The organism is Streptomyces sp. NPDC002564, from assembly GCF_042889645.1.
GTDB lineage: Bacteria > Actinomycetota > Actinomycetes > Streptomycetales > Streptomycetaceae > Streptomyces.
In genome coordinates this window covers 859,433-882,843 of sequence record NZ_JBIARE010000002.1, presented here as the reverse complement: position 1 = coordinate 882,843, position 23,411 = coordinate 859,433, and the positions used below count along the sequence as shown (strand labels likewise).

The 23,411-nt window shown below is 72.8% G+C and carries 19 protein-coding genes; 5 read left to right on the top strand and 14 right to left on the bottom strand.

Going from position 1 to position 23,411, the window contains the following annotated elements:
- Positions 1-43: 43 nt before the first annotated feature.
- Positions 44-2,452, top strand: a complete 2,409-nt coding sequence (locus ACFYXE_RS10150; RefSeq protein WP_389310881.1) for a penicillin acylase family protein — start codon at positions 44-46, stop codon at positions 2,450-2,452.
- A gap of 95 nt (positions 2,453-2,547) precedes the next feature.
- Here ACFYXE_RS10150 and ACFYXE_RS10145 read toward each other — a convergent pair whose 3' ends face one another.
- The 11 genes from ACFYXE_RS10145 to ACFYXE_RS10095 all read right to left on the bottom strand — a co-directional run bounded on the left by ACFYXE_RS10145 (position 2,548) and on the right by ACFYXE_RS10095 (position 15,783).
- A complete protein-coding gene (locus ACFYXE_RS10145; protein WP_389310879.1) occupies positions 2,548-4,098 on the bottom strand; it encodes an acyl-CoA synthetase in 1,551 nt (516 codons plus the stop codon).
- On the bottom strand, positions 4,095-5,207 hold the full coding sequence (locus tag ACFYXE_RS10140) for an NAD(P)H-dependent flavin oxidoreductase (protein ID WP_389310877.1): 1,113 nt from the start codon (positions 5,205-5,207) through the stop codon (positions 4,095-4,097). Before ACFYXE_RS10140 ends, ACFYXE_RS10145 begins: the two co-directional genes overlap by 4 nt.
- 115 nt (positions 5,208-5,322) lie before the next feature.
- On the bottom strand, positions 5,323-6,873 hold the full coding sequence (locus ACFYXE_RS10135; RefSeq protein WP_389310875.1) for a phytoene desaturase family protein: 1,551 nt from the start codon (positions 6,871-6,873) through the stop codon (positions 5,323-5,325).
- Positions 6,874-7,025: 152 nt separating this feature from the next.
- Positions 7,026-7,895, bottom strand: a complete 870-nt coding sequence (locus ACFYXE_RS10130; RefSeq protein WP_361174112.1) for a SigB/SigF/SigG family RNA polymerase sigma factor — start codon at positions 7,893-7,895, stop codon at positions 7,026-7,028.
- 154 nt (positions 7,896-8,049) lie between these two features.
- Positions 8,050-8,220 (bottom strand): hydrophobic protein, encoded by a 171-nt coding sequence (locus tag ACFYXE_RS10125; RefSeq protein WP_361174109.1) that lies wholly within the window; start codon positions 8,218-8,220, stop codon positions 8,050-8,052.
- A gap of 125 nt (positions 8,221-8,345) precedes the next feature.
- Positions 8,346-9,239 (bottom strand): virginiamycin B lyase, encoded by an 894-nt coding sequence (locus ACFYXE_RS10120; RefSeq protein ID WP_389310872.1) that lies wholly within the window; start codon positions 9,237-9,239, stop codon positions 8,346-8,348.
- Positions 9,240-9,279: 40 nt separating this feature from the next.
- A complete protein-coding gene (locus ACFYXE_RS10115) occupies positions 9,280-11,517 on the bottom strand; it encodes a tetratricopeptide repeat protein (protein WP_389310870.1) in 2,238 nt (745 codons plus the stop codon).
- Positions 11,499-12,443, bottom strand: a complete 945-nt coding sequence (locus tag ACFYXE_RS10110) for an oxygenase MpaB family protein (RefSeq protein WP_389310868.1) — start codon at positions 12,441-12,443, stop codon at positions 11,499-11,501. Before ACFYXE_RS10110 ends, ACFYXE_RS10115 begins: the two co-directional genes overlap by 19 nt.
- A 162-nt stretch (positions 12,444-12,605) precedes the next feature.
- Complete coding sequence (locus ACFYXE_RS10105; RefSeq protein ID WP_389310866.1) at positions 12,606-13,103, bottom strand: DinB family protein; 498 nt, start codon at positions 13,101-13,103, stop codon at positions 12,606-12,608.
- A 24-nt stretch (positions 13,104-13,127) separates the two neighbouring features.
- Positions 13,128-13,754, bottom strand: a complete 627-nt coding sequence (locus tag ACFYXE_RS10100; RefSeq protein ID WP_361174094.1) for a methyltransferase domain-containing protein — start codon at positions 13,752-13,754, stop codon at positions 13,128-13,130.
- 511 nt (positions 13,755-14,265) lie between these two features.
- Positions 14,266-15,783 (bottom strand): helix-turn-helix domain-containing protein, encoded by a 1,518-nt coding sequence (locus ACFYXE_RS10095; protein WP_389310864.1) that lies wholly within the window; start codon positions 15,781-15,783, stop codon positions 14,266-14,268.
- A gap of 295 nt (positions 15,784-16,078) precedes the next feature.
- Here ACFYXE_RS10095 and ACFYXE_RS10090 point away from each other — a divergent pair, with 295 nt between their 5' ends.
- Entirely contained in the window at positions 16,079-16,978 is a 900-nt protein-coding gene (locus ACFYXE_RS10090; RefSeq protein WP_389310862.1) for an NAD-dependent protein deacetylase, read from the top strand.
- Between the two features lie 49 nt (positions 16,979-17,027).
- On the opposite strand, the gene ACFYXE_RS10085 is transcribed toward ACFYXE_RS10090, so the two are convergent.
- On the bottom strand, positions 17,028-17,711 hold the full coding sequence (locus ACFYXE_RS10085) for a GntR family transcriptional regulator (RefSeq protein ID WP_361174086.1): 684 nt from the start codon (positions 17,709-17,711) through the stop codon (positions 17,028-17,030).
- Positions 17,712-17,829: 118 nt separating this feature from the next.
- Between ACFYXE_RS10085 and ACFYXE_RS10080 the strand changes: the two genes are divergently transcribed.
- The 3 genes from ACFYXE_RS10080 to ACFYXE_RS10070 are packed head-to-tail and all read left to right on the top strand — an operon-like array spanning position 17,830 to position 21,409.
- On the top strand, positions 17,830-18,720 hold the full coding sequence (locus ACFYXE_RS10080; protein WP_389310859.1) for a fumarylacetoacetate hydrolase family protein: 891 nt from the start codon (positions 17,830-17,832) through the stop codon (positions 18,718-18,720).
- 46 nt (positions 18,721-18,766) lie between these two features.
- Positions 18,767-19,741 carry a VOC family protein gene (locus tag ACFYXE_RS10075; protein ID WP_389310857.1) on the top strand — a complete coding sequence of 325 codons (975 nt, stop codon included), beginning with the start codon at positions 18,767-18,769 and terminating at the stop codon, positions 19,739-19,741.
- Positions 19,742-19,750: 9 nt separating this feature from the next.
- A complete protein-coding gene (locus tag ACFYXE_RS10070) occupies positions 19,751-21,409 on the top strand; it encodes a bifunctional 3-(3-hydroxy-phenyl)propionate/3-hydroxycinnamic acid hydroxylase (RefSeq protein ID WP_389310855.1) in 1,659 nt (552 codons plus the stop codon).
- Here the strand turns inward: ACFYXE_RS10070 and ACFYXE_RS10065 are convergent.
- Positions 21,366-22,553 carry an acyl-CoA dehydrogenase family protein gene (locus tag ACFYXE_RS10065; RefSeq protein WP_389310853.1) on the bottom strand — a complete coding sequence of 396 codons (1,188 nt, stop codon included), beginning with the start codon at positions 22,551-22,553 and terminating at the stop codon, positions 21,366-21,368. The two genes, ACFYXE_RS10070 and ACFYXE_RS10065, sit on opposite strands and share 44 nt — an antisense overlap.
- 159 nt (positions 22,554-22,712) lie before the next feature.
- Positions 22,713-23,219, bottom strand: a complete 507-nt coding sequence (locus ACFYXE_RS10060; protein WP_389310851.1) for a ferredoxin — start codon at positions 23,217-23,219, stop codon at positions 22,713-22,715.
- Between the last annotated feature and the right edge of the window lie 192 nt (positions 23,220-23,411).

Below are 23,411 nucleotides of genomic sequence, written 5' to 3'. Positions count from 1 at the left end.
GTACGCTCAACCGCTCCTTCCCGAACCCCAGTTGGGAGGCACGATGCGCATCCGCACGAGACGTACGGCGGGCGTGGGAATCACGCTGTTGACGGCGGTGGCCCTGCTGCCGTCGTCGGGCGCGGGGGCCGCGCCCCGGGACACCCGCCCGTCCGACGGCGGCCTGCACGCCACCATCCGCTACACCCAGTACGGCATCCCGCACATCCTCGCCAAGGACTACGAGAACCTCGGCTTCGGCACCGGCTGGGCGCAGGCCGCCGACCAGGTGTGCACGCTCGCCGAGGGCTATGTGACCGTCCGCGGCGAACGGTCCCGCCACTTCGGGGCCGAGGGCAATCCCGGCGGCGCCCTGTCGTCCGCGTCCACGAACCTCGGCAGCGACCTGTACTTCCGCGGTGTCCGGGAGGCCGGGACCGTGGAGAAGCTCCTGGCCGAGCCCGCGCCCGCGGGGCCGAGCCGCACCTCCCGGACCCTCATGCGGGGTTTCGCCGCGGGCTACAACGCCTGGCTGAAGCAGAACCGCGTGACCGACCCGGCGTGCGCCGGGGCGGACTGGGTCCGCCCGATCTCGGCGCTCGACGTGGCACGGCAGGGCTTCGCCGTGCAGGTGCTCGGCGGGCAGGGCCGGGCCATCGACGGCATCACGGCCGCCGCCCCGCCGGGCGCGACGGCCAAGGACCGCGGCGTCGACCCGAAGGCCACGGCGAAGGCCGCCCGCGAATTGTTCTCCGCGCAGGACGCCGACATGGGCTCCAACGCCGTCGCGTTCAGCGGGAAGACCACGGCGAACGGCCGGGGGCTGCTGCTGGGCAACCCGCACTACCCCTGGCAGGGCGGCCGCAGGTTCTGGCAGTCGCAGCAGACCATTCCCGGCGAACTGAACGTGTCCGGCGGGTCGTTGCTCGGCACGAGCGTGGTGAACATCGGCTTCAACGGCGATGTGGCGTGGAGCCACACCGTCGCGACCGGGGTCACCCTGAACCTGCACCAGCTCACCCTGGACCCGGCCGACCCGACGACCTACCTCGTCGACGGCAAGCCGCGGAGGATGACCAAGCGCACGGTCACGGTGCCGGTCAAGGGCGGGAAGCCGGTCACCCGCACCCAGTGGTGGACCCGCTACGGACCCGTCGTCACCGGTCTGGGCGCCCAGTTGCCACTGCCCTGGTCCTCGACCACGGCGTACGCGCTGAACGACCCGAACGCCGTGAACCTGCGCGGCAGCGACACCGACCTGGGCTTCGGGAAGGCGCGCTCCACCGCGGGCGTCCTCAAGGCCCTGCGCGACACCCAGGGGCTGCCCTGGGTGAACACCGTCGCCGCCGACCGCGGGGGCCATTCGCTGCTCAGCCAGTCCCAGGTGCTCCCCCGGATCACCGACGACCTGGCGCAGCGGTGCAGCACGCCGCTCGGCAAGGTCACCTATCCTTCGGCGGGTGTGGCCGTGCTCGACGGGTCGCGCGGCGCATGCGCCCTCGGCTCGGACAAGGACGCGGTGCAGCCGGGCATCTTCGGGCCGTCGCGGATGCCGACGGTCAAGGACGCCCCGTACGCGGAGAACTCCAACGACAGCGCGTGGCTGACCAACGCCGACCGGCCGGTCACCGGCTACGAGCGGATCTTCGGCACGATCGGCACGCAGCGCTCGATGCGCACCCGGGGCGCGATCGAGGACGTGGCGGCGATGGCGGACAAGGGCCGGCTGACGGTCCGTGACCTGCAGCGCCAGCAGTTCGCGAACCGGGTGCCCGCCGCGGACCTCGCGGGCGCCGACACCGCCGAGGCCTGTGCGGCGCTGCCGGGCGGCACCGCGACGAACAGCGGCGGCAAGGCCGTCGACGTGTCCAAGGCCTGCCGGGCGCTGGCCCGTTGGGACCACCGGATGGACAGCGACAGCCGGGGCGCGCTGCTCTTCGACCGCTTCTGGCGGAAGCTGACGGCGGCGGTGCCGAACGCGCAGCTGTGGAAGGTGCCGTTCTCGGCGGCCGACCCGGTGCGCACGCCGCACACCCTCGACACCTCGCGGCCGGCCTTCGGGACCGCGCTGGCCGACGCCGTCACCGAGCTCACCGCGGCGGGCATCGCGGTGGACGCGCCGCTGGGCGAGAACCAGTACGTGGTGCGCGGCGACCGGCGCCTGCCGGTCTCCGGCGGTACGGAGTCACTCGGTGTGTGGAACAAGGTCGAGCCCACCTGGGACGCGACCAAGGGCTACACCGAGGTCGCGCACGGTTCGAGTCACATCCAGGCGGTCGGCTGGGACAAGAGCGGCTGCCCGGAGGCCCGCACGCTCCTGACGTACTCCCAGTCCTCCAACCCCCGCTCGCCGCACTACAGCGACCAGACGGAGCTGTACGCGAAGGAGCGCTGGGTGACGTCCCGCTTCTGCGAGAAGGACATCCTGCGCGATCCGGCGCTGGAGGTGGTGCGGGTGCGCGAGCGGCGCTGATCCGGCGCCACCGCCCGCCCGCCACGGGCCGGGCCCACCGCGCGCCACGCGGTGGGCCCGGCCCGTGGTGTCGGCGGACCCGCGGCCCGCCGGTGTCACATCGCGCGCTCGCGCCCCGCCCAGTACGGTTCGCGCAGCCGCCGCTTGTACAGCTTGCCGTTCGGGTCGCGCGGCATCGCGTCGATGAAGTCGACGCTCTTGGGGCGCTTGTAGCCCGCGAGGTGCCGTTCGCAGTGGGCGAGGATCTCGGTGGCGAGGGCGTCGTCCGCGGCATGGCCCTCGGCCACCTCGACGACGGCCTTGACCTCCTCGCCCCAGTCGTCGTGCGGGATCCCGAAGGCGGCGGCGTCCGCGACCGCGGGGTGGGTGAGCAGCGCCGACTCGATCTCGGCGGGGTAGATGTTGACCCCGCCCGAAATGATCATGTCGATCTTGCGGTCGCGCAGGAAGAGATAGCCCTCCTCGTCGAGGATGCCGAGGTCGCCGACGGTGAAGAAGTCGCCGATGCGGTTCTTCTTCGTCTTCGACTCGTCCTTGTGGTACGAGAATCCGCCGGTGCTCATCTTCATGTAGACGGTGCCGAGCTCACCGGGCGGCAGCCGCTTCCCGTCGTCGTCGAAGACGGCCAGCTCGCTGATGGGCCAGGCCTTGCCGACGGTGCCCGGCTTCTTGAGCCAGTCCTCGGCGGTGGCGAACGCGCCGCCGCCCTCGCTGGCCGCGTAGTACTCCTCGACGCACTCCCCCCACCACTCGATCATGGCGCGCTTGACGTGGTCGGGGCAGGGCGCGGCGCCGTGGATGGCGTGCCGCATCGAGGACACGTCGTACCCGTCCCGTGTCCGCTCGGGCAGGGCGAGCAGACGGTGGAACTGGGTGGGGACCATGTGCGTGTGGGTGCAGCGGTGCGCGTCGATGAGGCGCAGCATCTCCTCGGGCGTCCACCGGTCCATCAGGACCAGGGGGTGGCCGATGTGCAGGGCGGCGCCCGCGAACTGCAGGACGGCCGTGTGGTAGAGCGGCGAGCAGACGAGGTGGACGTTGTCGTCGAAGGGCTTGATGCCGAAGATGCCGAGGAAGCCGCCGAGGTAGGACTCCTCGGGGAGCTTGCCGGAGAGCGGGCGGCGGATGCCGCGGGGGCGGCCGGTGGTGCCCGAGGTGTAGTTCATGACCCAGCCGAGGGTGCGGTCGGCGGGCGCGGATTCGCTCTGTCCGTGGAGGAGTTCGGCGTACGGGCGGAAGCCGGGCGCGTCCCCCACGGCGTAGCGGTGGCTCGCCGGGAGCCGCGCCTCGTCGGCCGCCGCGACCGCCGCGTCCGCGAACCGCTCGTGGGCGATGAGCACCTTGGCGCCGGAGTCGGCGACGATCCAGGCGATCTCGGGGCCGACCAGGTGGTGGTTGACCGGGACGAGGTAGAACCCGGCCTGGGAGGCGGCGAGATAGGCGGCGATGAACTCGACGCCGTTGGGCAGGACGACGGCGAACGCGTCGCCGCGTTCGAGGCCCGCGGCCCGCAGGCCGTGCACCAGTTGGTTGACGGCGCCGTGCAGCCGGCCCGCCGTCCATTCCTCGCCGTCGGGTGCGACCAGGACGGTACGGCCGGGATCGGCCGTGGCCTGGGCCCAGAAGCCGTTGGGTGGTGTGCTCACGACTGACTTCCCCTCTCCGCGATGCGGATGACTCGGTCGACGGCCCGCTCGAAGCCGCGCGTCAGGTCGTCGAAGACGGCCTGGACGCTGCGTTCGCTGTTCATCCGGCCGACGATCTGTCCGACCGGGGTGCCGAGCAGTTCCTGCACCTCGTGCTTCTGGATGCGCGAGACGGCCTCGGCGACCAGCAGTCCCTGCAGCGGCATGGGCAGCGTCCCGGGGCCCTGCGGGTCGTCCCAGGCGTCGGTCCACTCGGTGCGCAACTGGCGGGCGGGCTTGCCGGTGAGGGCCCGGGAGCGGACCGTGTCCCCGGATCCGGCGGCGAGCAGTTTGCGTGTGAGGGCGGGTGAGTGCAGGTCGGCCTCCGTGGTGGTGAGCCACAGGGAGCCGAGCCAGACACCCTGCGCGCCGAGCGCGAGGGCGGCCGCGATCTGCTGTCCGCTGCCGATGCCCCCGGCGGCCAGCACGGGCAGCGGGGCCACCGCCTCGACGGCCTCGGGGGTGAGCACCATGGAGGCAATCTCACCGGTGTGGCCGCCCGCCTCGTACCCCTGGGCGACGACGATGTCGATGCCCGCGTCGGCGTGCTTGCGCGCGTGCCGGGCGCTGCCCGCGAGGGCCGCGACGAGGACGTCGTGGTCGTGGGCGCGCCGGATCACGTCGGCCGGGGGTGAACCGAGCGCGTTGGCGAGGAGTTTGATCGGGTAGTCGAAGGCGACGTCGAGCTGGCTGCGGGCCACCTGCTCCATCCAGCCCGTGATGCGCCAGCCGGACGCCTCGCCCTCGGCGAGTTCGGGCACGCCGTGTTTGGCGAGGGTGTCCCTGACGAACTGGCGGTGCGTCTCGGGGATCATCGCCTCGACGTCGGCCTCGCTGACGCCCTCGACCTTCTTGGCGGGCATGACGACGTCGAGCCCGTAGGGCTTGCCGTCCACGTGCTCCTGCATCCAGTCGAGGTCTCTGGCCAGCTCGTCGGGTGCCGTGTAGCGGACCGCGCCGAGCACCCCGAACCCGCCCGCCCTGCTGATGGCGGCGGCCACCGCCGGGAAGGGCGTGAAGCCGAAGATGGCGTGCTCGACTCCGAGTTTCTTGCTCAACTCCGTCTGCATGGGCGCAGGATGCCGCAGCGGCCCGGCCGAGGGAAGAGATTTTCTGATGCAGTGTCAGGTAATTGGTGCGGGGTTGATTGGTGCGGGGTGCCGGGCCGCCGCCCTCCCGACGGCGCTACTCGCCCAGTGCGGCCATCGCCGCGTTGTGCCCGGGGATGCCGCTGACGCCTCCGCCGCGCACCGCGCCCGCGCCGCAGAGCAGGACGTTCGCGTGCCGGGTCTCGACGCCCCAGCGGCCGGTGTCCTCCTGGGCGTAGGGGAAGGCCAGGTCGCGGTGGAAGATGTTGCCGCCGGGCAGCCGCAGGTCCCGCTCCAGGTCGAGCGGGGTCTTCGCCTCGATGCAGGGGCGCCCCTCGGCGTCCGGGGCCAGGCAGTCGGCGATCGGCTCGGCGAGGTGCGCGTCGAGCTGCGCGAGGGTGGCATCGAGGAGGTCCGCGCGTACGGCGTCGTTGTCCCCGGCGAAGAGGCGGGCCGGGGTGTGCAGCCCGAAGAGGGTCAGGGTCTGATGACCGCTCTCGACGAGGTCGGGGGCGAGGATCGTCGGGTCGGTGAGCGAGTGGCAGTAGATCTCGGACGGCGGCGCGGCGGGCAGGGAGCCCGCGGCGGCCTGGGCATAGGCGGCCCCGAGCGCGTCGTACCCCTCGGCGATGTGGAAGGTCCCGGCGAAGGCCTCGTGCGGGTCGACGGACGTGTCGCGCAGCTTCGGCAGCCGCGTGAGCAGCATGTTGACCTTGAACTGGGCGCCCTCGGCGGGCGGGGGCGGCTCCTCGCCCAGGAGCCCGGCAAGGGCCTGCGGGGAGGCGTTGACCAGCACGTGGCGTGCCCCGACGGTCCGTTCGCCGTCCTCCGCGGCGTACCTGACCTCGGCGCGCCGGCCGTCGGAGGCGATCGCCGTCACCTCGCACCCGGTGCGCAGCACCGCGCCCGACTGGCGTGCCGACTCGGCGATGGCCGCGGTCAGGGCGCCCATGCCGCCGACGGGCACGTTCCAGTCGCCGGTGCCGCCGCCGATGACGTGGTAGAGGAAGCAGCGGTTCTGCCGCAGGGACGGGTCGTGGGCGTCGGCGAAGGTACCGATGAGGGCGTCGGTGAGGACGACGCCGCGCACCAGGTCGTCGGCGAAGCGCTCCTCGATCGCGGCGCCGATCGGCTCCTCGAAGAGGGTGCGCCACGCGGTGTCGTCGGCGACGCGCTCGCGCAGTGCGCCACGCGTGGGCAGCGGTTCGGTGAGGGTGGGGAAGACACGCCGTGCGACCTCCCCGGTCATGGCGTAGAAGGCGCGCCACGCGTCGTACTCGTGCTCGCTGCCGGTGAGCCGGGCGAACGCCTGCCGGGTGCGGGCCTCGCCGCCGCCGACGAGCAGCCCGGTGGGGTGGCCCGCGCGCTCGGCCGGGGTGTAGGAGGAGACGGTCCGGGTGCGCACCCTGAAGTCCAGGTCGAGGTCCCGGACAATCTTCTTGGGGAGCAGGCTGACCAGGTACGAGTAGCGGGAGAGCCGCGCGTCGACGCCGGGGAAGGGCCGACTCGACACGGCGGCGCCGCCGGTGCCGCCGAGGCGCTCAAGGAGCAGCACGGACCGCCCGGCGCGGGCGAGGTAGGCGGCGGCGACAAGACCGTTGTGGCCACCGCCGACGATGACGGCGTCGTACGCATCACGATCGGGCATGGCTCTTCCTAGCACGAGGGCCCGGGGGCGGGCCCCGGTCGTTCCGGACAGGCGTGGCGCTTCCGCACGCCACGAAGCCCGCCGGACCGGCCGCCGGGGCATGGTCCGACGGGCCGTCGGACATCACGGGGAAGGGGTCGCCCGCGTGGGCGTCAGTCCGTCGCCATCAGGCCGGCGCGGAGCTTGCCCACGACCCGGCTGATCAGCCGGGAGACGTGCATCTGCGAGCAGCCCAGCTCCTCGCCGATCTGCTGCTGCGTGCGCTCCTCCACGAACCGCAGATGGATGATGGTGCGCTCCCGCTCGTCCAGGTCCGCGATGAGCGGGGCCAGCGAGTGGAAGTTGTCGATGAGGTCGTACGAGGTCTCCTCGAAGCCGATGAAGTCGGCGAGCGCCGTGTCGGACTCGTCGGCGGACGACGACACCGTGGCGTCGAGCGAGGTGGCGTTGTAGCCGTTGGACGCCATCTGCGCCTGGGCGACCTCGGACGGGTCCAGCTGCATCAGTTCCGCGAGCTCCGCCGTGGTGGGCGAGCGGTCCAGGCGGGTGCGCAGCTCCTCGGTGGCCTTGGACAGCTCGATCCGCGCCTCCTGGAGGCGGCGCGGCACGTGCACCGCCCAGGTGGTGTCGCGGAAGAACCGCTTGATCTCACCGGTGATGTAGGGCACGGCGAAAGAGGTGAACTCGACCTCGCGGGTCAGCTCGAACCGGTCGATCGCCTTGATCAGGCCGATCGTGCCGACCTGGACGATGTCCTCCATCTCCTGCGGGCCGCGGTGCTTGAAACGGGAGGCCGCGTACTGCACCAGGGAGAGGTTCATCTCGATCAGGCAGTTGCGCACGTACTGGTGCTCGCGCGTGCCCTCCTCGAGTCCCGCGAGCCGCTCGAAGAACCGCTTGCCGACCTCTCGCGCATCCCGCGGCGCGATCGACGAGGGGTCCCGATAGGCACGCTCGACCAGGTCCCCTCCGACCGAAACGTCCCTGCCCTGCAGCTGCTTCTGCGCCATCATGGTGATCATTCCTCCGCCCCTCATCAGCTCAAGCCCGAATTTCGGCCCACGCTGCCCCTGCGGTTACCCGTGAAGCGAACACGCACACGCACGACTCCCCGCTCTCCTTCACGGCAGGTGGAACCTCTTGCCACACGTACGCCGGCCGGGCCGGCGGGGCGGGTCACCACCGGTACCAACGACCCTTTCGGCCACCGCTCGCCGCGGGACGGATCACGAAGCCCAGCAGCCACACCACGAGCACGATGACCGCGATCCACCACAGCGCCTTGAGCGCGAAGCCCGCACCGAAGAGGAGCAGGGCCAACAGAAGAACCAGAATCAGGGGAAACATTGTTATCGACCTCCTGGCCACCGTGTGCTCACACCGCGATCACACAAACACTCGAATCTCGCTTTACTTTCACAAGAAGCGCGGGATCCGGGCGTGTCGTGACCACACATGGAAGGTGTCTGCGGCTAGGGCGCCACCCGCGCGAGCCCTCCCGTTTCGAGGGCGGCCCAGAGGGCGCCGTCGGGACCCACGGTGATGCCGTGCGGTTCGGACGCGGGGGTCGGCAGGTCGTACTCCGTGATGTCGCCGTCCGCGGTGACCCGGCCCACCCGGTTGGCCCCCCATTCGGTGAACCAGCAGTCCCCGGCGCCCGCCGCGACGATGGCGTGCGGCCGGGCGGCGGGATCGGGCAGCGGGAACTCCTGGATGTCGCCGTCCACCGTGATGCGGCCGACCCGGCCCGCCCCGATCTCGACGAACCACAGGGCCACGCCGTCGCTGGCGATGCCCACGGGAGCCGCGTCCGGGGTGGGGAGGGAGTGCACGGTGACGTCGCCCTCCACGGTGATGCGGCCGATCGCGTTCGCCTGGTTGAGGGTGAACCACAGCGCGCCGTCCGGGCCCGCGACGATCGCCGAGGGGAAGCCTCCCTCGACGGGCAGGGGGAACTCGCCCACCTGCCCGTCGGCGGTGATGCGGCCGATCCTGTCGGTGTTCATCTCGGTGAACCACATCGCGCCGTCCGGACCGGGGGCGATCCCGAAGGGCCCGCTGTCCGGCGTGGGCAGCGCGAAGCTCTCCGTTTCGCCCGCCACGGTGATGCGGCCGATGCGATGGTCCTGGTAGCGGGTGAACCAGAGCGCCCCGTCACCGCCCGCGGCGATGACGGTGGGGCCGCAGTCCGGTGCGTCCAGGGCCCATTCCCGCAGGGAGCCCGCGCCGTCGAGGCGGGCGATACGACCGGCGTGCACGAGGGTGATCCACAGGGCACCGTCCGGTCCCGTCGTGATGCCGTAGGGACCGGCCTGCCGGTCCGTGACGGTGATCTCGCTGACGGCAGGGGCTTCGGAGGGGCGCACACGAACTCCAGGTGTCGGGCCTACGGTTGATCAACCGTACTCACTGCCCTCCGTCGGCCCGGCCCCGGCGCAGCGCCGCCACCCGGCGGTAGAGCTCGACGGCCTCGGTGCCCCGGCCTAGCTGCTCCAGGCAGTGCGCCTCGTCGTTGCGGCTGGCGAGGGCGTCCGGGTGGTCGGCGCCCAGGACCTGTTCACGGGCCGCCGCGACCCGGCGGTACTCGGTGAGCGCGTCCGCCCAGCGGCCGAGCCAGCCGAGGCCGACGGCGACCTCGCGGCGGCTCACCAGCGTGTCGGGGTGGTCGGCGCCGAGGACCCGCTCGCGGATGGCGCACACGTCGCGGGCCTCGGCGAGCGCCTCCTCCCAGCGGCCCTGCCGCCCGAGGTTCACGCCGAGTCCGTGGCGGGCCCGGAGCGTCTCGGGGTCGGCCGGGCCGTTGACGCGCGTCCGGTCGTCGATCAGGTCGCGGTACAGCTCGAGGGCCTCGCCGCCGCGGCCGAGCCTGCCGAGGCTGATGCCGACCTCGTAGCGGGCGGCCAGGGTGTCCGGGTGGTCGGCGCCGAGCGCCCGCGTCCGGGCGTCGGCGACTTCCCGGTAGGTCCGCAGCGCCTCCGGCCAGCGGCCCAACTGCCCGAGCGCGTACGCCACTTCGTACCGCGTGACGAGGGTGTCGGGGTGGGCGGGCCCGAGCACCCGCGCGCGGGCCGCCGCGACCTCCTCGGCCAGCCGGTAGGAGTCCTCCAGCCGGCCGAGACGGCTCAGGTTGTACGCGAGGTTGTGGCGGCAGCGCAGCGTGTCGGGGTGGTCGGGTCCCGCGGCGCGCTCGCGGGCGGCGAGCACCGAGGTGTACGCCTGGTGGGCCTCGAAGTGCCGTCCGAGCTGGCCCATCACATACGCCATCTCCTGGCGGGCCGCGAGGGTGTCGGGGTGGTCGGGGCCGAAGGCCCGCTCCCTCCCCTGCGCGACGCGCTCGTACTCGCGCAGGGCGTCGGCGGCACGGCCGGTGCGGCTGAGCGTGAAGCCCACCTCGTACCGGCTGGCGAGGGTGTCGGGGTGGTCGGGGCCGAGCGCGTGCTCGCGCTCGGCGGCGACCGAGCGGTGCACCTCGCCCGCCTCCGCCCAGCGGCCGAGCCGCCCCAGGCTCAGCCCGGCGTTGTGGCGGCTGGTGAGGGTGGCGACCAACTCCGCGGACGGCGCGGGCCGTTCGGGGTGGCGCGGGGCGGGGGTGCGGCGGGCGTCGGCGCGCGGGATCCACTCGCCGGTCAGGCCGGCCGCCGCGTCGGGCGGGGTGGTGCGCAGCACGGAGGCGCCGCCCGCCTTGTGCCCGGTGGTCATGCCGCGGGTCCAGGAGGGCAGGCGCGGCTCGTGCGCGGGGGGCGGGTCGGCGCGGCGTACGGAAGGCGTGACGACGGTCGGGACGTAGCCGATCGTGGTGCGGCCCGCGGCGATGCGGCGCACCAGCTCGCGCGCGTCCCGCGGCCGGCCGCCGGGCTCCTTGGCGAGCAGGTCGAGGACGATCCGGTCGACGTACTCGGGCAGCTCGCCGCGGTGTTCGCGGGGCGGCCGGGGTGCGGTGTCGCGGTGCCCGACCAGGACCGCCCAGGCGTCCTCCAGGTCGAACGGCGGGGCCCCGGTGGCGATCTCGTACAGCACGCACCCGAAGGAGTAGAGGTCGCTGCGCTGGTCGACGGGCTCGCCGCCGATCTGCTCGGGCGACATGTAGTGCGGGGTGCCCATCGCGATGCCGGTGCCGGTCAGGCGCGAGGTGAAGCCGATGTCGGCGCCGAGCCGCGCTATGCCGAAGTCGCAGATCTTCACCGTGCCGTCGCCGAGCCGCATGATGTTCGCGGGTTTCAGGTCGCGGTGCACGATGCCCTGTTCGTGGGTGTACGCGAGGGCGCCCGCGACCTGCTCGGCGATCTCCACGACGTCGGCGACGGGCAGCGGGTGCTGCCGGTTGTCCTCCAGGAGCTGGCTCAGATTGCGCCCTTCCAGGAGCTCCATCACCAGGTAGAGCACGCCCTCGTACTCGCCGAAGTCGTGCACGACGGTGACGCCGCGGTGCTGGAGGGCGGCCGCCACGCGTGCCTCGCGGCGGAAGCGTTCGCGCAGGACACGGGTGAAGGACGGGTCGTGCTGGGGCCCCATCGGTTTGAGGCACTTGACGGCGACCTGGCGGCCGAGCGATTCGTCGCGCGCCCGCCACACCTCGCCCATGCCGCCGCGGCCGATCAGCTCCAGGAGCCGGTATCGGCTCTGGATCAGCCTGGTGTCCGCCATCTCCCGCTGTCGCCCCCGTCGCCTCGCTGCGCCCTCCCCGGCCCGTCCAGTATGGCGTCCCGTCTGTCGAGTTTGTACGGGGCCGGACGGCTGTCGGGGCCGAGCCGGGCGACGGCGCTCAGGATGTGCTTGGGCGGGAGCTGCCAGCGCACCCGCGAGGGGACGCGGCGCAGGACGGTGCCGGTGAGGGCGAGCCTGCGGGTGACCGTGGCGGGCGCGGGCGCCGCCCTGCCGTACAGCTCGTGGGCGTACGGGGGCAGGCTGGCGTATGCCAGGTTCGCCACCCGGCGCCACAGCAGGGCGCGGGCCGGGACGAGCAGGGGGTGGGTCGGCGGGCGCTGCAGGAAGTCGTCGACGGCGCGGGCGTCGGCCCCGGCGGTCAGTGCGGGGCGTACGGCGGTGAAGTACGCGGCGAGTTCGGCGGTCGACGCGGGTACGTCGGCGGGGTCGAGGCCCACGAGGCGGGCGCTCTGCCGGTGTTCGTCGACGTACCGGTCGGCGAGCGCGTCGGTGAGGCGGAACCCGGAGCGGCGTACCACGTGGAGGTAGGAGTCGATCTCCGCGCAGTGCACCCAGAGCAGCAGCTCGGGTTCGTCGACGCCGTAGCGCTCGCCGGTCTCCGGGTCGGTGGCCTTGAGCATGGTGTGGATCTTCCGCACGCGGGCGCCCGCCATCTCGGCCACCTCGGTCGTGCCGTACGTGGTGGTGCCCACGAAGTGGGCGGTGCGCAGGAGACGGCCCCAGGCGTCCTTGCGGAAGTCGGAGTTCTCCATGACGCCGCGGACCGCGCGCGGGTGCAGGGCCTGGAGGTAGAGGGCCCGGATCCCGGCGACCCACATCATGGGGTCGGAGTGCGCCTGCCAGGTCACCGACGCCGGGCCGAAGAGCCCGGGGTCGGGCGCGGTGGCCGGGGTGTGCTCGGGCATGGTGCGACCATCTCCTGACGCGTGGCGCCGGCCGGCCCGCGTCCCGGGCGCGCTGCCCGGGCCGGGGCCGTACCGGCTCTGGTCCTGATGTCCGGACTCCCAGTGTGACCAGCTCGCGCGGCGGGCACCAGCGGCTTCGCCGTCACTGTCCTTCAGCGTCCCTCAGCGTCCTGTCGAGCCGTCGATCAGCTCGCGCAGGATGTCCGCGTGACCGGCGTGCCGACCGGTCTCCTCGATCAGGTGGGTGAGGGCCCACCGGACGCTGGGCGCGGCCGCGTCCGGACGCGGGCGGGGCAGCGGGGCGGCGAGGTCCGTGCATCCGTCCAGCACGTGGTCCGCCTGCTCGACGGCTTCGCGGTAGCGGCCGACGACCTCGGCCACGGTGTCCGTCGGCGCGGCCCGGAACGTGCCTTGCCAGTCGGTGACCCGGTCGCCGAGGAACGTGGCGCGCTCGACGGAGGTCAGGTGGTTCAGGAGGCCGAGGAGGTTGGTGCCCGAGGGCACCGCGGCCTCACGGACCTGCGGTTCGGGGGCGCCCTCGACCTTGGCGGCGACCGAGGTGCGCAGGTAGTCGAGGAAGCCGCGCAGTACCTCGGTCTCGCTGCTGCCGGTGCGGGGCGGCGGGGTGTCGCGTCGTCGGCCGCGGAGAGTGGTGGACATGGTGTCTCCTGACGCGGTGCCGGTTCAGGCCGTGCGGCGCACGATCATCACGTGGTCGATGACCTCGGCGGTGCTCCCGTCGGGCCCGGTCGCCGTGCGGGCGGACGCCTCCGCCCGGTCGGCCGTCCAGCGGGACGGGTCCAGGGCGATGCCGTCGAGGACTTCCCGGGGGGTCGGGTAGTGCAGGTCGGGGTCCTGGTTCCAGGACCAGGGCGCGGTCGATCCGTGGTCGACGACGAGCAGTCGGCCGCCGACGCGCAGGGCGTGGGCGGCCGTGCGCAGGACGGTCGCCCGGTCGAGGTCGAGGGGCGTCTGCAGGTAGTGGGCGCAGATCAGGTCGAAGGCGCCCTGCGGGAACGTCGCCTCCAGGTCGTGCCGTGCGGCGTCGATCCGGTCGCCGAGGCCACGGGCGGCGGCCAGGCCGGTGAGGCGTTCGACGGCGACGGCCGACACGTCGGCCGCGGTGACCCGCCAGCCCCGGCGGGCGAGCCACAGCGCGTCGCCGCCGTCGCCGCAGCCGAGGTCCAGCGCGTCGCCGGGCGGCAGGTCCGCGACCGTCTCGGTGAGGCGTGCGTTGGGCCGGGGGTCGTCGGCGGCGGGCCGGGCCGCGTAGACGCCGTCCCAGAACGTGACCGCATCGGTGGTGCTCATGGGGGCTCCTTCAGTCCGTCTTTCAGGCAACGGGCCTCAGCCTCGCCGCCTGCCCCCGTTTTCGCACGTCTGCTTGCCGTTCCGGCAAAGAGCGGCCCTCGTGGACCTCAGGACTCCGCGCCGTCGGAACCGTTGGTGTACGGCCGGAGGGGAAAGCCGCTCAACAGCGAGACCGGACCGAAACAGATGACGGACTGGGGTTCGCCGGACGTCCACACCGCGTCGCACGCGGTGCAGAGAAATCGATTGGAGAGCCCGTCGGCGAAACATCCGCAGACCGGGCACGGCTCGGTGGAGAAATACGTACCCGTGATCCGCACCCACTTTCGCCGCTCTGCCCGAGGAGGGTAATGCCGCGTCGATATCCGTCGCACGGGTCCAGGGGGAGGATCTTTCCCCCACCCCGTCCTCGTCATGTGTTCCCCAGGCTCGTGTACCCCGGGATCCGCGGACTGTGCAGGTGCCCCGGGTCACTTCCGACGGCACCTTTTCGTGCGGCCTGCCTGCCGCGCTACTCCTCGATCTCGCTCTCGGAGCCGTTCGGTTCCCGCTTCGTCCGCACCCACGTCTTCTTCTCCAGGGAATAGCCGTACGTCGTATTGTGCGGGTCGCCGCTCGTGCGGAACGGATTCCCCTTGTCGTCGATCGCGATCGTGCCGCGCCGGGTCCCGCTGGACCACTTCAACTCCAAGTACCAGCGGACGTCGTGGGAATGGGCGCGCGCGTCGACCATGAACGCCTCGGGGTCGCTCTCGCTCACCTTGAAAGGAAACGAGTCCCCTTCGGGTACGAGGGTGGGCTGTCCGGAATCCAGGCCGGTGCCGAAGACGTGCTCGCGCACGTCGCCGCCGCAGCCGGCGCCGACGAACCCCATGCTGTAACTGATCCAGTCGGGAGGCGTCCGCCGCCCGACCACCCGGACGTTCAGCGCCTCCAGGACGACGGTCTCCTTGCCGGTCCCCTGCACGGTGAACTTCACGTACTGCTTTCCGGCCGAGACCGCGCCGAACGCGGTCACCCAGCTGTCCGCGTCCTGTTCGGGCGGCGGTGTGGGCAGCCGGTCCGGGGAGCGGTCGATGAGGTAGGGGCGCCCGCAGGGGGAGCCCCAGTACTGCGGCTCGACGGAGACGGTGACGGGGGCACGGCGCGAAGTGCCCTCGGCCGAGCCGGAGTCGCCGTCCCGCGCGCCGCCGCCCGAGGGCTTCTCCTCGGTCCGGCCCGTGCCGTTCTCCTCCCGCCCGTCCCGGTCGTCGCCCTCGTGCCCGTCGCCGCCCTTGTCCGTCTTCTCGTCGCCCTCCTTGCCGCGGTCGTTCTCCGGCTTCCCGGTGGGGAGTTCGAAGGACGCGGACGGCTTGCTGTCGGCGGCGCTGCCGGTGTTGTGCCTGCCGCCGTTGTCCGGCAGGAGGCCGAGCGTCAGGGCCACGGAGCCGAGCACGGCGGCCACGGCCACGGCGGCGAGGACGATGCGGCGGCGCGAGCGGACGGGCCGTTCCGAGCCGGTGTCGTAGTCGGTACCGAAGTCGGCGCCCGGGGCAAGCTCCGTGTCGCGGTCCGGCTCCGTATCGCCGTCCAGCTCCGTATCGCGGTCCACCTCTGTAGCGCGGTCCAGCTCCGGGCCAGGTTCCAGCTCCGTCCCCCGGCCCACTCCGGAGTCCGGACCGCTCGCCGGGTCACGGTCCGGTGCCGTGTCCGGTGCCGTGTCCGGGTCCGACGCCGTGTCTGTGTCCGGTGCCGTGTCCGGGTCCGATGCCGTGTCTGTGTCCGGGTTCGGCGGCGCCGGCGCCCGTCGGCCCCGCCCCATGTCCGCCACGATCCACCGCCGGTGGACCTCCACCAGTTCCTGCGGCGTCGCCCTGCACAGCCGCGCGAGCCGGTCGACGGGCGCGAACTCCGTCGGCACGGCGGTGCCGTTCACATACCGGTGCAACGTCGACGTGCTGACGTGCAGCCGCTTCGACAGAACCCCGTAGCTGAGCCCGGAGCGTTCCTTCAACTCCCGCAGCAGATCAGCGAGATCGCCCGCCCCCACGCGTTCCTCCATCCCCGCCCGCGCTTCCCGGCGGCCGTCTTTCCCCAGTTCAGGGCCGTACGTGCGGATCCGGCATCCCCGGCGGCCCGGCCGTGCCGGGAAGGAGGGCGAATCGTCGTACGAGCTCGGGCCATCCAAGCACGCCGCTTCGCCGCACCCGTCGCCGCGACGCGTGTCCGCTCCGTCACAGAGGAAAGAGATCAGCCACTTCCGCCCGCCCCGGGGCGGGCCCGGCGCGCGGGCCCCGGAGCGCCCGGGCTGCGGGGGCGTCCCGTGCGTACCTAAGCTGGCGGTCATGAGGACGCGACCCACGTTGACCTGGGAGCCCGAGGGCGACCTGCCGCCCGCCACCAGCGACCTGTCCGCGGTCGTCGCCGCCGTGCGCGCGGGCGGCGTCGTCGTCCTCAGCGGGGCGGGGCTCTCCACGGAGTCCGGCATCCCGGACTACCGGGGGGAACACGGCTCGCTGCGGCGCAACCACGTACCGATGACGTTCCAGGAGTTCACCGGCGACGCGCACGCACGGCGGCGGTACTGGGCCCGCAGCCAGCTGGGCTGGCGGGCCATGACCCGGGCGCGGCCGAACTCCGGGCACCGGGCGGTCGCGGCGCTTGCCGGGTCGGGCCGCGTCACGGGCGTGATCACGCAGAACGTCGACGGGCTGCAGCAGGCCGCGGGCGTGCCGGACGTGGTCGAACTGCACGGCAGCCTGAGCCGGGTGGTGTGCCTGGACTGCGGCCGGTTCAGTACCCGGGCGGAGCTCGACGACCGGCTGCGGGAGGCCAATCCCGGTTTCGAGGCCGTCGCGGAGCGGCACCGGGCGGCGCGGGTCAATCCGGACGGCGACGTCGAGCTGGCGGACGAGGCGGTACGCGCGTTCCGGGTGGTGGCGTGCGCGGCCTGCGGGACCGGCGTGCTCAAGCCGGACGTCGTGTTCTTCGGCGAGAACGTGCCGCCCGCGCGGGTGGCCGAGTGCCGTGATCTCGTCGGTTCGGCGGCCACCCTGCTGGTGCTCGGCTCGTCCCTGACGGTGATGTCCGGGCTGCGCTTCGTGCGCCAGGCGGCGCAGGCCGGCATTCCGGTACTGATCGTGAACCAGGGCCCCACCCGCGGTGACCGCTGGGCCGCCCACCGGGTGGAGCTTCCGCTGGGGCAGGCCTTGACCGAACTCGTGACCCGGACCGACTCCCCCTAACCCTCCGGGGCGGTCTCGCGGGTACGGCCGGCACGGGCCCCGGCGGCCGCTACCCGTCGCTCTGCGCGGTCTCGTTCCGGATGACCGCGCGCAGGGACGCGGAGGTGCGGTCGATGTGCCGGGCCAGGAGTTCGGCCGCGGTGGCGGCGTCCCGGGCGAGGGCCGCGTCGAGCAGCTGCTGGTGCTCGTGGGCGACGTCCCGGTCGTAGTCGCCCCCGACGGGGATGGACCAGCGGCGGTAGATGGTGGCGGCGTCCCGCAGGCTCATGGCGACCCCCAGCAGACGGTCGTTGCCGCAGCCGTCGAGCAGGGCCTGGTGGAACTGCTCGTGCACGGCGAACCACTCCGCGCTCAGCGTGCCGTCCGGCCCGGTGACGGGGGTGTTGACCAGGTGGTGATGGGCGGCGACCGCCGCCGCCTCCCACTTGATGTCCCCGCGCTCGATCGACAGGCGCAGCACCATGGACTCGATCTCGGCGCGCGCCTCGGTGAGTTCGTCCAGGTGCTGGAGCGAGAGGGCGACGACGCTGAACCCCTGCTGCGGCGCGGCCACCACGAGGCCCTGCTCGGAGAGCCGGGTCAGCGCCTCACGGATGACGGACTGGCTGACCTCGAAGCGCTGCGAGAGCTCCACCAGGCGCAGTCGACGGCCGGGGCTCAGGACTCCCTGGAAGATCTCTTCCCGGATCCGCGCGTGCACCGCGGCCGCTCGTGTCGTCTTCACTCCCGCCATGGTCGCCGACCCTACCAGCGAAGCGCCAGATCGACGGATTATCGTTAATCTATTGCATTCAAGAGAATGCGGATGAACACTGGGCCCGCAAGCCGACGACGCGACCGCGGGAGTGCTCATGCGCATGGCGAACATCGGCGGGCGGCTGGTCCTGCGCCGCCCCGACGGCTTTCTGGACGTCGCCGAGGCGAGCGGCGGCCGGTTCGGCCCCGACCCGCAACAGGCCTTCGACGACTGGGACGCCTTCGCGGGGTGGGCGCGGGGGTACGTCGACGGCGGAGGCGGCGAGGGCGGCGGAGCCGACGGGCGGCCGGATCCCGTGCTGCGCCCGGCACCCGGCACCGGAGCTCCGTGGGGTCCCCCGGTTCCCCGCCCCGCCCAGGTCTTCGCCGTGGGCCTGAACTACCGGGACCACGTCACCGAGTCCGGCCTGACGGTTCCCGACGAGCCGGCCGTCTTCACCAAGTTCCCCACCTCGCTGACCGGTCACGAGCACCGGGTCGCGCTGCCGGAGGGCCTGGTCGACTGGGAGGTGGAGCTCGTCGTCGTCATCGGGCGGCACTGCCACCGGGCCACCCGCGCGGAGGCCTGGTCCCGGGTGGCGGGGGTGACGGTCGGTCAGGACCTGTCCGAGCGGCGGCTCCAGCTCACCGGGCCCGCACCGCAGTTCTCGCTGGGCAAGTCGTATCCCGGGTTCGGGCCCACCGGCCCGGAGCTGGTCACCGTCGACGAGCTGCCCGACCCGGACGACCTGGAGATCGGCTGCGCCCTGGAGGGCGGCGAGGTGCTCCAGAAGAGCCGCACCTCCGGCATGGTCTTCGACGTCCCGGAGCTGATCGTGCGGCTGTCGGCCGTCTGCCCGCTGCTGCCGGGGGACCTGATCTTCACCGGCACCCCGGCGGGTGTCGGCGGCGCCCGCACCCCGCAGAAGTTCCTCGCGCCCGGCGACGTCCTCGTCAGCTGGATCGAGGGGGTCGGCAGGCTCCGCAACCCGATGGGGTCCGACTGACCGTCCGAAGCAGAGAAGCAGCCCGTCTGAGAGAAAGCCGGTCACCATGCCACTGCACCGTCTGACCCAGATCCTCATGGGCGTCCCGAACGTCGAGCGGACCGCCGCGTACTACCGGGACTTCGGCCTCACCCCGAGCGCGCTCACCGACTCCGGCGGCCCCACCGGCACCGCCCCGCGCGCCGAGGGGCACGGGTTCGCCACCGCGGACGGCGGCGAGCAGCTCCGCATCGTGCACGCACCGCGCCGACGGCTGATGGAGCTGGGGGTCGGCGTTGACGACCCCGACGACCTCGACCGGGTGGCGGCCTCCCTGGCGCGGCTCGGCGTCCCCGTCGACCGGGGCGCGGGCGTCGTCGCCGCCGTAGACCCGGGCACCGATGTGCGCGTCCGCGTCGAACTCGCCCCGCGCTACGAGCAGACGGCCACTCCCCCGCCGCCGTCCAACGCCCCGGGCCACGAAGCCCGCCTGCACCGGCGCGCTCCCGGCCTCCTGCGCGAGGGCCCGGTCCGGCCCCGCAAGCTCGGCCATGTCGTCCTCGGCTCCACCGACCAGGAGTTCTCCCAGCGGTTCTTCCAGGAGGGCCTCGGCTTCAAGGTCAGCGACACCGTCAAGGGCCTGGCCGCCTTCATGCGCTGCTCCAGCGACCACCACAACGTGCTGGTGCAGCAGGCGCCGGTGGCGTTCCTGCACCACACGTCCTGGCAGGTCGACGACGTCGACGAGGTGGGGCGCGGCGCGACGGCCATGCTGGAGGCCGACCCCGGGCGGCACACCTGGGGCCCCGGCAGGCACTTCATCGGGTCCAACTTCTTCTGGTACCTCAAGGATCCGGCCGGCACGTTCTCCGAGTACTACGCCGACCTGGACTGCATCGTCGACGACGCGCTCTGGACACCCGGCGACTGGGAGGGCGCCAGGTCGCTCTGGGCCTGGGGGCCGCCGCCTCCGCCGTCCTTCCTCGCGCCCGACGACCTCGCGGACCTCATGACCGGCGCTCACGCCGGTCCCGCCAAGTAGGGCCCGGGCATGGCTCCTCACGAGGAACGCGACACGAGCGGCGCGACGGACGCCGACGTCAGCGACGTCCTGGTGGTCGGCGCGGGGCCGGTCGGGCTGGCGTGCGCGCTGTTCCTGGCCCGCCACGGGTGGACGGTGACCGTGCTCGAACGCCGGCCGGAGCCCTACCCCCGCCCGCGCGCCGTGCACTTCGACGACGAGGTCGCGCGGCTGCTGGCGGGCACCGGCCTCGGCGACCGGCTCCGCGACCTGACCGAGGCGGCCGACACGTACGACTGGCGCAACGCCGACGGCGAGACCCTGTTGCACTTCGACTGGTCGATGCTCGGCCCCTCCGGCTGGCCCACCGCCTCGATGATGCATCAGCCGGATCTGGAACAGGCCTTGGTCGACATCGCCCGGACCACCGGAACGATCACCGTCCTGCGCGACCACACGGCGGTCGGGCTCGTCGAGAGCACGGATGCGGTACGCGTCACCGCCCGGGACGGCCGGGGCCGTGAACGCCGTTTCGACGCTCCGTGGGTCGTCGGCTGCGACGGGGCCAACAGCTTCGTACGCACCCGCATGCCAACCAGGATGGCCGATCTCGGCTTCTTCTACGACTGGCTGATCGTCGACGTACGCCCGCACGAAGATCGCACGTGGACGCCGGTCAACCTGCAGGTCTGCGACCCGGCACGCCCCACCACCGCCGTCTCCGGAGGGCCCGGGCGCCGCCGGTGGGAGTTCATGCGGATGCCCGGCGAGACGGTGGAGCAGCTCAACACCGCGCCCATGGCCTGGGAGTTGCTCACCCCCTGGGGCCTCACCCCGGACAACTGCACCCTGGAGCGGCACGCCGTCTACACCTTCCAGGCGCGGTGGGCCGACGTGTGGCGCTCGGGCCGTCTGCTGCTCGCCGGTGACGCCGCCCACCTGATGCCGCCGTTCGCGGGCCAGGGCATGTGCTCGGGCATCCGCGACGCGGCCAACCTCGCCTGGAAGCTCGACCTCGTGCTCAAGGGCGAAGCCGCCCCCGCCGTCCTCGACACCTACGGCGGCGAACGCGGCGCCCACGTCCAGCACGCCATCGGCCTGTCGGTGGAGCTCGGCAAGGTCATCTGCGTCACCGACCCCGAGTCCGCGGCCCTGCGGGACACCTTCATGACCGGCCGGGGCGCCGACCCGGATCGCATCCTGCCCGCGCTGCCACCGGCACGGCTGCTCGGCGGCGTGGTCTCCGGCAGCGGGACGGACGGGGCGGCCGGCGTGCTCGGCCCGCAGCCACGCGTGTGCCACCGGGGCCGCACCGGCCTCCTGGACGAGGTCGTCGGACACGGTTTCGTCGTGGCCTCCACCAGTGACCCGCGCGACACCCTCACCCCCGGCCGGCTCGGCTTCCTGGCCCGCATCGGCGCCCGGCTGCTCCACCTGGTGCCGCCCGGCACCCCGGCCGATCCGGAGGTGGCCGCCGTCGACGTCGACGGCGTCTGGCTGCCGCACCTCCAATCCGCCGGACACATCGGCGTGCTGATCCGCCCCGACCACTACCTCTTCGGCGCGGCACACGACACCCGCGAACTGACGTCACTCGTGGACGAATTGGCGTCCCACTTCACGGCTCCCGACCCCGTGCCGCGCCCTAGCGGCGCACCCGCGGCATCCCCAGGCCGATCCAGGAGATGATCTCGCGCTGGATCTCGTTGTTCCCGCCGCCGAACGTGAAGATCACGGCCGAGCGGTAGCCGCGCTCCAGCTCACCGTGCAGGACCGTGCCCGCCGAGCCCTCCTTGAGCGCGCCGACCGCGCCGACGACCTCCATGAGCCAGGCGTAGGCGTCGCGGCGGGCCTCGGAGCCGTAGACCTTGACGGCGGAGGCGTCCTGGGGGGTGAGGGTGCCCTCCTGGACGGCGTTCACCATCTGCCAGTTCAGGAGCTTCATCGCGTCGAGCCTGGTGTGGGTCCTCGCCAGGCGCTGGCGGACCCACGGCAGGTCGATGACGCGGCGGCCGTCGGTGAGCTTGGTGTCCATCGCCCAGCGCTGCACGTCGTGGAAGGCCCGGATGGCCATGGTGCCGTGCGCGGCGAGCGTGACGCGCTCGTGGTTGAGCTGGTTCGTGATCAGCCGCCAGCCCTTGTTCTCCTCGCCGACCCGGCGCGACACGGGGACACGGACGTTCTCGTAGTAGCTGGCCGTGGTGTCGTGCGAGGCGAGGGTGTTGATGAGGGTGCAGGAGTAGCCCGGGTCGCTCGTGGGGACCAGGAGCATGGTGATGCCCTTGTGCGGCGGCACGCCTTCTCCGGGGGTGGCGGTACGGACGGCGAGCCACACCCAGTCGGCGGTGTCGCCGTTGGTGGTCCAGATCTTCTGCCCGTTGACGACGTACTCGTCGCCCTCCCTGACGGCCTTGGTCCTGAGGGCCGCGAGGTCCGTGCCCGCGTCGGGCTCGCTGTAGCCGATCGCGAAGTCCAGCTCGCCGGAGAGGATCTTGGGCAGGAAGAACTCCTTCTGCTCGTCCGTCCCGAACTGCATGATCGTCGGGCCGACCGTGTTGAGGGCCATGAGCGGCAGCGGGACGCCCGCCTGGGCCGCCTCGTCGAAGAAGATGAACTGTTCCATGGGCGACAGCCCGCGCCCGCCGTACTCCTTCGGCCAGCCGACCCCGAGCCACCCGTCGGAGCCGAGCCGCCGGACGGTCTCCCGGTAGAACCGCTTCTGGGCGGCCGGTTCGCCGTATCGCGCGTAGGCGTTGTCCGGCACCAACTCGGCGAAGTACGCACGGAGCTCGGTGCGCAACTGCTGCTGCTCAGGCGTGTATTCGAGGTGCACGGCCCCTCCAGGCTCTACTGGCTCACTGCTCGGCTCGCTCGGTCCCGGACCCGACGGCGCACACAGTAGAACCCGTTGCAGAAATTGGGAATGGCGGCGGAGGGGTGAAGAACGGGGCGCGGGGAACCGGACGCCTCGGCCCGGGTTCGCGGGCTCCGGTCAGCCGAGGGTCGTCAGGAAGTCGTCGCACGCCTTCGCGCAGCGGCGGCAGGCCTCGGCGCACCGGGCCGACGCCGGATGGAGCTCGCAGAGCGCGGCGCACTGCAGACAGACCGCGCGGCACCACTCAACCTGCATGCGGACCCGCTGCTCGTCCTCGCCCTGTTCGGCAAGGACGCGGGACGTCGCCTCGCACACGTCGGCGCAGGCCGCGTTGAGGCGCTGCGCGCCGTCCGGCTCGCACGGGGCCCGGCGACCGGTGCACGCGCGCACGCAGTCGTCACAGGCCTGCGCGCAGGCGAAGCGGTCTTCGAGATAGCGGACGAGCTCGTGGTGGCCGAGCTCCGTCGGCGCGCTCGCCGCTCCGGTCGTCCGTCCGGTCGCTGATCCGGTCGCTGATCCGGCCGTCGGTCCGCTCGGCGGCCGGTCCGTGGGCGTGGGCGCGAGGGTGTCGCGTGCCTCGGCCGGCGCCGTCCGCACGGCCGACGGGGATGGCGTGGCTGTCACGGAACCCCTCCCTTCGGAGCCGTACGAGTTGCCCTCCCGCGATGGCTCAAACACTGCGACCCTGCCGGACGAGAGCGCCGGACCAGACCGTTCCCTCCGTACGAAAGCGCCGAACCAGACCGTTCCTTGCCCCGGACGAAAGCGCCGCGCACGACCGTTCCTTGCCCCGGACGAAGCGCCGCGCACGACCGT